We start from the raw sequence: 13,854 nt of genomic DNA on the forward strand, positions 1-13,854 counted from the left end.
AATGTGTTACATTCCTTTTTATATAAGATAAAACACTCGGGGTCGAATTAGTAGTGGAACTTTTAAAGTCTTGTTAGAATGAGTAAGATTGATATAACATCCAGAGAATGGTGCGATATAATCTTTGATGGTAAAAATAAAAAATACGGTGCATACAAGATACGTACCGAATCTACACACCGTTATATGGTTGTGCTTCTAATATTACTGGCATCTGTATTATTACCGTTGCTTTTCATATCTTTGTCTACTGTCTTTACGAGTAATAAGTCGAAGGTGATAGATGTAGTGCAGTTATCTGATATGAAACCTGCAGAAAACAAATATCGCTTGGCTGTGCAGTCGATGGGGCTTGCTCCACAAATGCGGAAAAGTGTGATTGATCATGCTAAATCTGATGTCCCGGTAATTAAACCAGATAAAGATGTAAATGATGCTGATCAGACATCTCAAAGTAAGGATGGACAGGGTGTTAATATAAGTGTTGCAGGAGTGCCTGCAGACACTACAGGCTTTAATAATAAGACAACACTTCATAACGCTGTAAATGCTAATGAAGATAAACCTATATTCAGAATAATAGAACAATTGCCCGAATACCCCGGAGGAGCAACTGCTTTTATGAAGTGGCTGACTAAAAACTTGAAGTATCCAATAGCTGAACAACAACAAAAAGTTGCAGGAAAAGTAGTCGTTCAGTTTATTGTAAATAAGAATGGTTCAATCTCGGATATAAAGATAATCCAATCCTTGAATGAGGCATGTGATAAGGAAGTTATCAGAGTCTTGAACATGATGCCAAAGTGGAAACCTGGAACAGAAAAAGGTAAGCCAGTACGTACAAAATGTGTCATACCTATCGTATTCAAAATGGTATGATAGATCCTAGCCTTTGTTTATTTTTTCCTTTATAATAGAACAGACGTCACTTATTATGCCTAACATATCTTTTGGTAAATATTCAAGTGCTGCATCAGTAATATTGTCAGGTATATCATAATAAGCCTCTGCTATAGCACCGGCAATATTGGCTTTGGTGTCTGTGTCACCGTCAGCCATAATAGCCAGTCTTATTGTATCTTCAAAACTGTCTGCTTCAAGAAAGCACCTTATCGCCCAAGGTACAGTCTCTTGGCATATGGCATCAAAATGCCCTGAAGCACCAATAGTGTTTATTACATCTAATGGTGGAATTTCATATTCGAAGGCTTTCATAACGCTTTTTTCTACGTCCTCTTTGCCTATTCGGCATGTTCTTAGCCAGTATATAAGAGCCGCAATACATTGCGCTCCCTTTATACCTTCAGGGTTGTTGTGTGATATCTCTGCTGATTTTTTTGCTTCTTCTAGTATTGTGTGATAGTCATCAAATAGCCATCCTACAGCACTAGCCCTCATGGCTGCACCATTGCCGCAACTATCATTTGGCTGTGGATCGTCTGAATGTATCCATTGATTGAACCTGTTGCCGTATCCACCCTTTGGAGTAGGATATTTCCTACACCACTTAAGTAGGCTTTCTTTGTAGCTCTTGCCATTTATTATGGCATCGGCAATAGCAACTGTACATACAGTGTCGTCTGTATATCCACAATCTGTTGAGAAAAATTTAAAACCTTTCCGTGGGGGTTCGTCAAATTCGAAACGAGAACCGGCAATATCTCCAATAATAGCTCCAAGCATTAGCGTATAAGATTTGCAGTTAATAATAATAATTCCGAATTGTACTCCCACCGAGAATCGAACTCGGATCAAAGGTTTAGGAAACCTCCGTTCTATCCATTTAACTATGGGAGCTCCTTTGTTTTGCAAAGATACAAATTTTGTACTTAATCTGAGATAAAATTATGAGGAAATGTGTTTCTCAGACTTTTTTTACCATAAAAAATGGTATATATTACTTTGCTAAGACCATCTTATGACGTATTATGTTGTACCTACTAATGTAAAAGCATTCATCCCACATCTCCATATATAATTTTATGGGATGTAGGATGTATGTGTTATCTTAATTGAAATTTTCTTTATTTCACTTCACTCCCTGGTTTTACAACTTTATCTATAGTAGTAACACTTAGGTTGCCGTCAAAATTCTCAGCAGAAAGAATCATACCCTGACTCTCAATACCTTTAAGTGTACGTGGAGCTAGATTAGCAATGAAGCAAACGTCTTTGCCTATAAGTTCTTCAGGATTATAAAATTTTGCTATACCGCTTACGATAGTACGATCTTTACCAGAACCGTCATCAATGGTGAATTTCAGGAGTTTATCAGCTTTCTTAACTTTCTCACAGTTCTTGATATGTCCCACACGAATATCCAGTTTTTCGAAATCATCGAATGTGATAGTCTTCTTTATTTCCTTTGCTTTATAGCTGGCCTCTTCGTTAGCTTTCTTTGTATCAAGGAGCTTCTGAACTTGTTTTTCTATTACTTCATCCTCTATTTTCTCGAACAGAAGTTCCGGTTCTGCCAACTGATGGCCGGCTTTCAGTAAGTCTGTATTACCCAACTGATTCCAATCAAAAGATTCCATATTTAACATTTTACGCAACTTGTCGCTGCTGAAAGGCAGGAATGGTTCAAATGCGATGGCGAGATTAGCTACCAATTGCAGTGAGATGTAAAGGATAGTCTTTACTCGCTCCATATCAGTCTTAGCTACATGCCATGGTTCGCAGTCGGTAATGTATTTGTTACCTATACGGGCCAGATTCATTGCCTCTTTCTGTGCATCGCGGAATTTGAAGATATTTAGCAAGTTCTCCACATTCTTTTTTACGTCCTTGAATTCGTCAAGAGCTTGTTTGTCGATGTCAAGCAATTCTCCGCATTCAGGAACTATTCCATTGAAATACTTCTTGGTGAGCTGTAATGCACGGTTAACGAAATTGCCGTATACAGCTACTAGTTCATTGTTATTACGAGCCTGAAAGTCTTTCCAAGTAAAGTCGTTGTCTTTTGTTTCAGGCGCGTTAGCTGTAAGAACATAGCGCAACACATCCTGTTTGTTGGGTAAGTCTACTAAATATTCATGGAGCCATACAGCCCAATTGCGTGATGTAGATATCTTATCACCTTCTAGGTTAAGGAATTCGTTTGCAGGTACATTGTCTGGCAGAATATAATCTCCGTGTGCTTTAAGCATTACAGGGAATACGATGCAATGGAATACAATGTTATCTTTGCCGATAAAGTGCACTAGACGAGTCTCTGGGTCTTTCCACCATTTTTCCCAGTCATTAGGCATCAGTTCCTTAGTGTTAGATATATATCCAATAGGGGCATCAAACCATACATAAAGTACTTTTCCATCAGCTCCATCTACTGGTACCGGAATTCCCCAATCCAGGTCGCGTGTCATAGCACGAGGTTGTAGGTTCATATCCAGCCAACTTTTACACTGACCGTATACATTAGGGCGCCATTCTTTATGGCCATCTAGAATCCATTTTTTCAACCAGTCTTGATATTCATTAAGCGGTAGGTACCAGTTCTTTGTTTCCTTCAATACTGGTTCAGAACCACTTATTGTACTATGTGGATTTATTAATTCAAGAGGTGAGAGGTCTGAACCGCATTTCTCGCACTGATCCCCATAAGCTTTAAGGTTATGACAGTGTGGGCATTCTCCCATAATATACCGATCGGCCAGAAATTGATGAGCCTCCTCATCATAATACTGTTTGCTGGTTTTCTCAATCAATTTGCCTTCATCATAAAGTTTCCTGAAGAAATCAGAAGCGACTTTAGTCTGAGTTTCAGAAGTTGTACGACTATATATATCAAAACTTATACCGAAATCATGAAAACTGTCCTTAATCATCTTATGGTAGCGGTCTACTACATCCTGTGGAGTGCATCCTTCTTTCTTTGCGCGTATAGTGATAGGCACGCCATGCTCATCAGAACCACAGATAAACTTAACGTCTTGCTTTTTAAGACGCAGGTAACGGACATATATATCAGCAGGTACATAGACACCTGCCAGGTGACCGATATGAACACCACCGTTGGCATATGGCAGGGCGGCGGTAACAGTTGTACGTTTATAATTTTTCTGTTCCATTTAGTTTCAATTATATTTTGGATGCAAAATTACAAAATATTATTGAGAAATCCATTTCTTTTTGTATCTGTTTTAGTTACTATGGGTTTGCCAATAAGAAATTTTTACATGTAAAACTATAACATTCATGAACATTCAGGTAACAGCATAGTTTTCTTTACATATAAAAAATCACCATTATATTTTAAAGAATGTTGTTTCTGTAACGAAATGTCTTGTAATAGAATAAGAAAATAAAGAAAATTCATTGCAGTTTGAAAAGAAAGGTGTATATTTGTTGGGATTTATACTATAGACAAGGATACAGTGACCCACAAAAGTTCGTATTCATTGGTTTAAAGTAAAATTCAATAAAACAAAACCCAGTCTAATAATCGTAATACTATTTGTCGTTGTTAATATGTACAACTATTATAGTCGTAAGGATTGTAAATATAATTTGTTTTATGAATTGAAAAAATAAAAGATTACATAACCGTAAATAATAAATTTCAAATATCAATGAAAAAGACACTAATTATTATTCTAGCGTTATTTTCGCTTAATACGATAATTGCGCAACAGTCAGAACTTCCAGCAAGAACAAAAGCAGCATCAACCAATATAGTCGGTTCTGATTATCCACGTATAGATGATGCCGGTAAAGTCTATTTTAAGGTTAAAATTGATGGAGCAGAAAGTGTGAAGGTAAGTCTTGACAATACTGTGCTAACAAAGGATAGCGATGGCTTCTGGACAGGTACGACTAATCCAATGAGTCCTGGTTTCTATTGTTATGCATTAAAAGTTAATGGAGTAGATATGCCAGACCCATTGAGTGAGACATTCTGGGATGCAGGTCATATTTTCAGTTGTATTGATATACCCGAAAGCAATAATAACTTTTATGATATAAAAGATGTACCTCATGGTGATGTACGTTCTGTATGGTATAAGGCAAAGTCGACAGGAGAAATGCGCCACGCCTATATTTATACTCCTCCTTTTTATGAAAAGAATACCAAAAGTCGTTACCCTGTACTTTATTTACTCCATGGAATGAATCAAGATCGCAGGGCATGGTCGCAACAGGGTAGGGCAAACTTTATTTTGGATAATCTTATTGCGGAAGGAAAGGCTAAGCCAATGATTATTGTGATGGAAGACGGTGGAATTGCAGGCATATCAAAAAACAACAAACAGCATTTTTGGGATGCCTTCTGCAAAACAATTATCAGTGATGTAATACCTATGGTAGATAGTGAATATCGCACATTGACAGATCGTGAACACAGAGCTATAGCAGGACTCTCTTTAGGTGGTGCACAAACATATCAGATATCTCAAGACAATCTTGACAAGTTTGCTTATATAGGTGTTTTCAGTGCAGCTCCATTTGGCTTTTCTGGTATTCAATCTGCATATAAAGGTTTGCTTAATAAACCTGATGAATTTGCAAAGTTAGTAAAAGTGTTTTTTATCAGTCAAGGTTCGATTGAAGGTGATGGAGCAGGTCGCAAGATACACCTTGATTTGGAAAAAGCAGGTGTAAAACATATATATTATGAATCACCAGGAACAGCGCATGTTTTTCAAACATGGCGAAGGAGTCTTAAAGAGTTCGCCCCATTGTTATTTAAATAATAAGAATATCTAATAAATAATTATCAAAATGAAAGCAACAGCAAAATTTCTTATGACATTAGCTTTATTTATGGCTACAACAACATTAAGTGCTCAGAATACTGAGAAAGTGAGTCCTACAGAAGTAATGAATTATCTACAGGAATGTGGCGTTTTTTTTCTTGCGACAGTGGAAGCAGACCAGCCTCATGTACGTCCATTCAGTGCTGTAACAGTGTACGAAAATCATTTGTATTTTTTGACAGGAAAGAAAAAGGATGTATTCAAACAACTGAAAGTGAATGGCAAATTTGAGATTTGCGGTTTGAAAAGGAACGGTACGGAATGGATACGTATAACGGGTAGACTTATCAACGATGATCGTGTTGAAGCTAAACAATTTATGCTCGACAAGAATCCAGGCAATAAAATGTATTCAGCTACAGATAATAATACTGCTGTACTTTATATTCAAGATGGAACCGCAACATATTATTCATTCGCATCAGCGCCAAGAACTGTAAAATTCTGATTTTTCCGAAAGATATAATATAAATAATGGATGTTATAATAATGTTCATTAATATAACTATGTGTATTATGATACTATCAAAAACTTAGGTAATGTAATAGTTTTAAAATAGTTATATTTTTTGTTGTTTTATTGATTTCATCCACGTTCTGCCCAATCACCACGGTCAAGATTACGGTAGCTTATGGCTTCGCCCAGATGTTGAGGCTGTACATTGTCGTAATCCTCTAAGTCGGCAATTGTTCTGGCTACCTTCAGAATTCGGTTGTAAGCTCTTGCCGAAAGGTTAAGACGTTCCATGGCCATACGTAAAAGTTCCATACCTTGACTATCCGGTTCTGCAAATTGATGAATCATTCGTTCACTCATCTGAGCATTGCAATGTATACCTTTATAACCCTTATATCTCTCTTCTTGTCTCTTTCTGGCTTTTATTACCCGTTCACGTATATATTTACTGCTTTCTCCTGGAGCTGTCTTTGATATGTCCTTGAAAGGAACAGGAGAAATCTCAATCTGGATATCTATACGGTCGAGTAGTGGACCACTTATTTTATTCATATAGTGTTGAATCTGCCCCGGAGTGCAGACACAATGATGGGTTGGGTCTCCGTAATATCCACAAGGACAAGGATTCATTGATGCAACAAACATGAATGAACACGGGAATTCTACTGTATATTTAGCTCGTGAGATCGTTATCTTCCGATCTTCTAGTGGTTGTCGTAATACTTCTAGAGTGGATTTGCTGAACTCTGGTAGTTCGTCTGCAAATAATACCCCATTGTGGGCTAGTGAAATCTCTCCGGGTTGAGGATTTATACCACCGCCAACAAGAGCTACTTGTGATATCGTATGGTGAGGTGAACGGAAAGGACGTTGTGATATCAGTGACATGTTTTTACCCAACTTGCCTGCTACCGAATGTACTTGAGTCGTTTCTAGACTTTCTGCTAAAGAAAGTGGTGGAAGAATAGATGGCAATCTCTTTGCCATCATTGATTTACCGCTTCCGGGAGGTCCAATCATGGCTAAGTTATGTCCACCGGCAGCTGCAACCTCCAAAGCGCGTTTTACGTTTTCTTGACCGCGTACATCTGAAAAATCAAATTCAAATTCACTCTGATGTTCATAAAATTCTTTACGGGTATCTATGACAGTTGGTTCAAAATTTTGTTCGCCGTTAAAAAAATTAATGACGTCTACGATATTTTCCATACCGTACACGTTTATATTGTTTACGACAGCAGCTTCTTTAATATTTTGTTTTGGTACTATCAGACCCTTATAATGTTCTGCACGTGCCTTTATCGCAATAGGAAGAGCTCCACGTACAGGTTGCAGTTTACCATCTAGTCCCAACTCACCAATAAGCATATAGTCATTGAGACTATCCGATTTAATATTGCCATTCGCTGCTAATATACCTATAGCCAGAGGCAAATCATATCCACTGCCTTCCTTTCGTATATCAGCAGGTGCCATGTTTACCGTTATGTCAGCTACCGGAAATTTATAACCATTGTTGAGCAATGCTGCAACAATACGGTCATGACTTTCTCTGACAGCTTCATCAGCAAGTCCTGTGAGATGATAAAAAGTTCCTCTTGTAATGCTTACTTCTATAGTTACGATGGTGGCTTCCAGTCCGTTGACTGCAGCACAATAAGTCTTTACTAACAAATAGCCCTCCTTGTTATTTTAAAATGGTCCGCAATTTGTTTTCAAGGTCCCCACCATTAAGAGAGCGGGCAATAATTTTTCCACCTCTTCCTATAATGATATTATCAGGTATGCCTCCGATACCTAAAGCTTTCAACAAAGGACTTTCCCACATCTGTTCATCGCAGACATTATCCCATTTTATTGAATCGTTCCGCATAGCATCTGTGCATAATTTTTTACTAGCATCTATGTTGATGCCAATAAGTCCTAGCTTCCCTCCATACTGTCGTTTTAATGATTGCAGTTGGCGTTGTATACCCATGCTCTCATTGTTCCAACTAGCCCAAACATTGATGACAGTGACCTCACTGTTTATGCTACTATTACTTATACGGTTTCCACTAGTACTAAACGCAGAAAATGCCGGCAGCTTACTTCCTGAAGTTTTAGTAAGGCTAAATATGTTATCTTTAAGATTAATGAGATAACCATTATCCTTCTGATTATTAGCAAGAATTTCTAATAAGGCTAAAGCTTTATTATAGTTGGGATTTGCTGTACGTATAAAATATTTGCTTACCAAATATATTCCGACGATTGATTCAGGATGGTCTTTTACAAAATTCGCTATATTACTTCTTATCTGATCATCAGAATTATTAAGAGTGCTTTTCCTAAAGTCAGTCATAAGCTTATTGTCCTCATTACCACTCACTTCCATCTCTTTTAAGTGCGATGCATCTCCAGAGACTTTTGCCGTTTTTCCAGGTTCTCCGAAAATAGCTTGTTCAGAGAAATTAGGGAATACCATTATGAAAGTGGCCTTTTTCTGCAAAGGTGTCTCGAAAGCGAATTCGCCATCTTGAACCTTGACAGTATCCAACTTACTTATACCGCCGTCAGGGCTATATATATAGAATTCACCTTGGTTCAGATTTCTGAAACGTCCTTCGATTTTGAAATGATCGCTATCCGTTCCACATGAAATCAAGACCAAGGTGAATAAAAGACATTCGATAAATCGCGTCATCCTAGAAATGTCTTATTTTATTTTCGCGAACTCAAGATCGTTAGTTGCGTAATCAGCAAGTGATGAGTCCTTAGAAATAGCTCTTTTCAATTGAATGCTTGCAGCGTCATTATTACCTGTACGTGCGTTAAGTATTGCACTTAGATAATCTGTAATGGCATCACTGTTCTTTACGCCCTTCAGCGTATTTGCTGCTTTAGCATAGTCTTTATTAAGAATCTGAGCCAAGGCTGCGCTGTTGCTGTTTATTCCATTGAAATTATTCTCAGCTTCAGCATAATTTCCCTTTGCCAAATTAAGATTTCCAAGAACTTCATTTATTCCATTAGCGTTTTGTGCTTTAAGGATGTAAGTCTCAGCTTCTTCTTTGTTATTATTAAGCAAAGCGATGTAGCCTAGGTTGCCGTTAGCCTCAGGAGCTTTAGGATTAACTTCCAATGCTTTCTGTAAGTATTCCTTCGCATCGTTAGTGTTGCCCTTTGCAAGTTCCATTACAGCAATGTTGTTGTATGCTCTGTAGTCGTTAGGATAAACTTCTGTAGTCTGTTTGTAAACAGTCTCCTTGTCATTGTTGTTATCCTTAAGTGTTGCAGCATAAAGCATTTCCTCTACGCTTAATTTCTTTGCGTCTTTGTCCAATTGGTCAAGAATCTGTTGGTCATCTCTTCCGATTGTCTCATAATTGATAGTAAGACGAGAACGGCGTAATTCAGGAAGAATTCCATCAGCAAGTTCTTTGAATGCAGCAGACATATTTCTTATCTGTTGTTCGCGCTGTTGAGGATCCTGATACATAGAAAGAACACGTATAATAAGGTCTTTGTCTTGTATGTTAGATGCTTTTACTAATTCCTGGAAACCGTCCCAGTCTTGTGCTGTATATTTAGCATCAACAGGAGCAGAAACTTTAGTTTGTTTCAATTGGCCCTTAACATATTTTTCAGAGCTATTCTGACGTTTGTTGGCTAGTTTATCGTTCAACTTAACACCTCCGTCTGGTGATGCGTAAGCGCTGATTTCTACATTATTTATATTAAGTCCCTCTTTATCCTTATTGATTTTCTTCAGCAGATTTACAAACTCTTTAACAGAATTGTTCTTCAACTCGCTTTTACGGAGGTTAGCCTGCTGGATAAGGAATTTAATGTTAGCTTCCTGTTTCTGTTCTGTTACTCTCTTGAAAGAGTCTAGAGCCAAACAAGGATTAGAAGTCTTCAACGTATTCTTTGATAATTCAGATGTAGCGATTATTCCTGTTGCAACTTTAACTGCAGGGACTTTAACTTTTTTCTTGCCTATCTTAGCATCAAAAGTTAAATATAAATCACTTTTATGCATGTCTGGTGTGTATACGAAATTTGTTTTCATCGTATATCGTCCACCCACACGATAAGATATTGTCTGGTCGTTGCTCTGAACCTTCTCGCCCTGGAAAGTAGCACCACTACCTTGAGTAGATAGTCCGTTACCATAGCGTAGTTCTGGAATAACAGTAACAACGGCTTTTTTGTTCATATACTTCTCCGGGAAAAGACCATTAATTGTAACTGGCACTTGACCTGCCTGAGTTTCAAGCGGATTAGGTGTTACATTAAAGTTATCCGAAGATAAAACTCCTAGTTTTGAACAAGAAGTTAGAGCTAATAATACAATAGCTGATAAAGGAATAAATAGATTTTTATGCATCATTGAAATGATTTTAGGTGTGCCGCGAGCGGGACTCGAACCCGCACAGCCATTACTGGCCAAGGGATTTTAAGTCCCTCGTGTCTACCAATTCCACCATTGCGGCCCAATTACTACTTGAGCGGAAAACGGGACTCGGACCCGCGACCCCGACCTTGGCAAGGTCGTGCTCTACCAACTGAGCTATTTCCGCGAATTGTGAATGCAAAGATAATGCTATTTATTTGAAATGCCAAACTAATTTACACATTTTAATATTATGTGCTAATTATTGACGTTAAGCACTCCAAATGGGCTTGTAGAAGCCACTCTATATCTTATCATCTTTTCTCCGGCAGCACCTTTTGATATAATACCACCATTATTCATGTCATATTGTCTACCGCATTTTGCGCATGTTGCAATACCATTGGTACTCATTGTAAGTGGATTTCTCTGTTTGATAGGGTTGTTTGGATCTGTACAGTTAGGACATTGACGGTCGTAGGCATAAAGAATGTGTGGCTCAAATGTACTGTAGCCTACAAATATACCATTATTAATACCTAGCAATAGACTTCTTTTACTGTCAATAGCATTGAATATCGAAGTTGAGTTATTACCATTGTTATCAGTAAAAGCAAAATATTGTACCCCGGATTTTGAATTTATACTTATATAGCAAAAAATTCCTGATGACATGGAGTTTAGACTTCCTGCTAATGTTGGATCATTATGTGTAGCGTTGTCTATAACAAGAAAACAAGGGATATTGCTGAACTCATATTCTGTATTGCATGAAAATAGAAATAGCAATACAAATGATGTGATTGCACATTTTACAGCTTTCATGCTTAATTATTTCAGAAGTTGTTTTTCTGCCTCTTTAATATTCTCAAAATGGAATTCGTCTAGAGTTTTATTCATCAGTGCTTGTATTTTGTCATTACATAGATTACCTATGCTGCCTTCGTGAGTGTGATGAATATTTTTATTTGGTACAAATTTACCGGCTTCTATGTCGAGTCCAACTTTCTTATATGCATCGCGGAATGGCATTCCGTCGGCAGCCAGTCTATTTACTTCTTCAACAGAGAACATTGGATCGTACATTGGGTTGTCAAGTATATTCTTGTTTACCTCAATCTTATTTATTATGTATGCTGCCATTTGCAGGCAGTCTTTCAGTTCATCAAATGCAGGTAAGAAAACTTCCTTGATAATCTGTAGATCTCTGAAATATCCCACGGGGAGATTGTTCATTATCAACATAACCTGCTGTGGCAGACTTTGTATTTTGTTGCTTTTAGCACGTATAAGCTCGAATACATCAGGATTCTTTTTATGTGGCATTATACTACTACCGGTGGTACACTCTTTAGGTAATTTTACAAAAGAGAAATTCTGACAGTTGAACATGCATGCATCGAAAGCCATCTTTGCAAGAGTCCCTGCAATAGTAGCCATCGCAAAAGCTACGTTGCGTTCCATCTTTCCTCGTCCCATCTGTGCGTAAACCACATTATAGTCCATTGAGTCGAATCCAAGTAGTTTGGTCGTCAGTGAGCGATTAAGAGGAAATGAAGATCCATAACCGGCAGCGCTTCCCAGAGGATTACGGTTGGTCATTCGGTATGCAGCTTGCAAGAAAAGCAAATCGTCTGTAAGACCTTCGGCGTAAGCACCGAACCACAAACCGAAAGAACTAGGCATAGCTATTTGCAGATGAGTATAACCAGGCATAAGAACATCCTTGTATTGATTGCTTTTCTGTATTAGTTCATCAAACAGAATTTTTACGGCTTCTGCTATCTCTTTAAGTTCGTGACGAGTAAACAGTTTAAGGTCAAGCAAGACCTGATCGTTGCGTGAGCGTCCGCTATGAATTTTCTTTCCGATATCACCAAGTTTACGAGTGAGCATTAGTTCTACCTGGGAATGAACATCCTCCACACCATCTTCAATTACGAACTTTCCTTGTTCGCAGACAGCATAGATTTTTTTGAGTTCTGCCAATAATTGTTTAAGTTCATCAGCAGTAAGTAGTCCGATAGTTTCAAGCATAGTGATATGAGCCATCGAACCCAAAACATCGTATTTAGCGAGATAGAGGTCCAATTCACGATCACGGCCTACAGTGAATCTCTCTATTTCTTTGTTAATCTCAAAATTCTTTTCCCAGAGTTTATTTGCCATTATTTCTTAGTTTCTTATTCGTAATGTACCTGTGCTAAAGCTTCTGCTACTTTCTCAAGTCCATCCTTTAACGGTCCGCTTACCATTCCTTTTATAAACGGATTCAATTCAGCTTTAAGTGTTAGTTTTATTTTGCATGAATCATCTGATTCAGGAACTATCTGAATCCAAAGAAAGAATGGAACAGGTGATTTCTCTGTCTCAAACTTTATGCATTTAGGTTCGTCTCTTTCTATGATATGTATTTTGATATCACCTACAGGCGATACGCTGATACTTACTGAGTCATGGTCAAAAATAAAGTTTTTGACTTTGTCTTGAGGTATACGGTCTTTAACCTTCTCAAGATTGTTTAGGTCACTAATGTTGTTGTACACCTTCTGCTGTGAGTAGGGTATAACTTTTATACTGCTTTCAAATGTAGAGCTCATAATATTTTATTCGTTCCAGTGTGCAGGGTCTTTGCGCCACTTATGTAATACAGCTACATCTTCGTTGTTGATATAGCCGGTATCTAGAGCCTGGCTTACTACATTATCGTAATCGGTAAGAGTAACTAGCTTAACGTTTGCTTTCTTGAAGGCTTCTTCAGCAACAGGGAAACCGTAAGTGTACGATGCTATCATACCTACTACTTCGCATCCGTCTCTGCGTATTGCCTCGACAGCTTTAAGACTGCTTGATCCGGTAGATACCAAATCTTCGATAACAACAACTTTCATACCAGGTTTCAATTCACCTTCTATGAGGTTTTCCAATCCATGGTCTTTTGGTTTACTACGAACGTAAACGAAAGGTAGATTTAACTCTTCAGCTACCAAAGCTCCTTGTGCAATAGCACCTGTTGCCACACCTGCAACAGCTTCTGTCTCAGGGAAACTTTCCAATATAGCGTGGCATATCTCAAGTTTTACGAAATTTCTTAATTCCGGGTAGGATAAAGTCTTACGATTGTCGCAATAGAAAGGCGACTTCCATCCTGAAGCCCATGTGAAAGGGCTGTTTGGCTGTAATTTTATCGCTTTGATTTTCAGTAATTTGGAAGCGAATTCCTTCTTTAAAATGTCCATTATAATAAAATTATTTTATAATTT

Annotated in this window: 12 protein-coding genes and 3 tRNA genes; 3 read left to right on the top strand and 12 right to left on the bottom strand. The window is 37.9% G+C overall.

Annotated features, from left to right (window positions below):
* The first annotated feature begins 78 nt into the window (after nt 1-78).
* The gene (locus tag XYLOR_RS11500) at nt 79-879 is read left to right on the top strand and encodes an energy transducer TonB (protein WP_036879702.1); all 801 of its coding nucleotides are present in this window, start codon (nt 79-81) and stop codon (nt 877-879) included.
* A 6-nt stretch (nt 880-885) separates the two neighbouring features.
* On the opposite strand, the gene XYLOR_RS11505 is transcribed toward XYLOR_RS11500, so the two are convergent.
* The 3 genes from XYLOR_RS11505 to metG all read right to left on the bottom strand — a co-directional run bounded on the left by XYLOR_RS11505 (nt 886) and on the right by metG (nt 4,070).
* Complete coding sequence (locus XYLOR_RS11505) at nt 886-1,683, bottom strand: ADP-ribosylglycohydrolase family protein (RefSeq protein ID WP_036879705.1); 798 nt, start codon at nt 1,681-1,683, stop codon at nt 886-888.
* A 42-nt stretch (nt 1,684-1,725) separates the two neighbouring features.
* Nucleotides 1,726-1,797, bottom strand: a tRNA-Arg gene (locus XYLOR_RS11510).
* A 227-nt stretch (nt 1,798-2,024) separates the two neighbouring features.
* Nucleotides 2,025-4,070, bottom strand: a complete 2,046-nt coding sequence (metG, locus tag XYLOR_RS11515; protein ID WP_036879707.1) for a methionine--tRNA ligase — start codon at nt 4,068-4,070, stop codon at nt 2,025-2,027.
* Between the two features lie 501 nt (nt 4,071-4,571).
* On the opposite strand from metG, the gene XYLOR_RS11520 reads away from it, so the two are divergent.
* Together XYLOR_RS11520 and XYLOR_RS11525 are read left to right on the top strand one after the other, a co-directional pair.
* Nucleotides 4,572-5,693, top strand: a complete 1,122-nt coding sequence (locus tag XYLOR_RS11520) for an alpha/beta hydrolase-fold protein (protein ID WP_036879710.1) — start codon at nt 4,572-4,574, stop codon at nt 5,691-5,693.
* 28 nt (nt 5,694-5,721) lie between these two features.
* The gene (locus XYLOR_RS11525; protein WP_211242078.1) at nt 5,722-6,204 is read left to right on the top strand and encodes a pyridoxamine 5'-phosphate oxidase family protein; all 483 of its coding nucleotides are present in this window, start codon (nt 5,722-5,724) and stop codon (nt 6,202-6,204) included.
* Nucleotides 6,205-6,342: 138 nt separating this feature from the next.
* On the opposite strand, the gene XYLOR_RS11530 is transcribed toward XYLOR_RS11525, so the two are convergent.
* From XYLOR_RS11530 to pyrE, 9 genes are all read right to left on the bottom strand, one after another.
* Nucleotides 6,343-7,887 (bottom strand): YifB family Mg chelatase-like AAA ATPase, encoded by a 1,545-nt coding sequence (locus XYLOR_RS11530; RefSeq protein ID WP_036879713.1) that lies wholly within the window; start codon nt 7,885-7,887, stop codon nt 6,343-6,345.
* 13 nt (nt 7,888-7,900) lie between these two features.
* On the bottom strand, nt 7,901-8,899 hold the full coding sequence (locus tag XYLOR_RS11535; RefSeq protein WP_036879716.1) for a DUF4369 domain-containing protein: 999 nt from the start codon (nt 8,897-8,899) through the stop codon (nt 7,901-7,903).
* Between the two features lie 12 nt (nt 8,900-8,911).
* On the bottom strand, nt 8,912-10,585 hold the full coding sequence (locus XYLOR_RS11540; protein ID WP_036881060.1) for a tetratricopeptide repeat protein: 1,674 nt from the start codon (nt 10,583-10,585) through the stop codon (nt 8,912-8,914).
* 20 nt (nt 10,586-10,605) lie between these two features.
* A tRNA-Leu gene (locus XYLOR_RS11545) sits at nt 10,606-10,691 on the bottom strand.
* 14 nt (nt 10,692-10,705) lie between these two features.
* Nucleotides 10,706-10,778: transfer RNA gene (locus tag XYLOR_RS11550), tRNA-Gly, on the bottom strand.
* 71 nt (nt 10,779-10,849) lie between these two features.
* A complete protein-coding gene (locus tag XYLOR_RS11555) occupies nt 10,850-11,416 on the bottom strand; it encodes a hypothetical protein (protein ID WP_036879718.1) in 567 nt (188 codons plus the stop codon).
* A gap of 6 nt (nt 11,417-11,422) precedes the next feature.
* Complete coding sequence (gene argH / locus XYLOR_RS11560) at nt 11,423-12,760, bottom strand: argininosuccinate lyase (RefSeq protein ID WP_036879720.1); 1,338 nt, start codon at nt 12,758-12,760, stop codon at nt 11,423-11,425.
* 14 nt (nt 12,761-12,774) lie between these two features.
* The gene (locus tag XYLOR_RS11565) at nt 12,775-13,191 is read right to left on the bottom strand and encodes an SRPBCC family protein (protein ID WP_036879722.1); all 417 of its coding nucleotides are present in this window, start codon (nt 13,189-13,191) and stop codon (nt 12,775-12,777) included.
* A gap of 6 nt (nt 13,192-13,197) precedes the next feature.
* Nucleotides 13,198-13,830, bottom strand: a complete 633-nt coding sequence (pyrE, locus tag XYLOR_RS11570; protein ID WP_036879724.1) for an orotate phosphoribosyltransferase — start codon at nt 13,828-13,830, stop codon at nt 13,198-13,200.
* Nucleotides 13,831-13,854 lie beyond the last annotated feature (24 nt).

It is taken from the genome of Xylanibacter oryzae DSM 17970, assembly GCF_000585355.1.
GTDB lineage: Bacteria > Bacteroidota > Bacteroidia > Bacteroidales > Bacteroidaceae > Prevotella > Prevotella oryzae.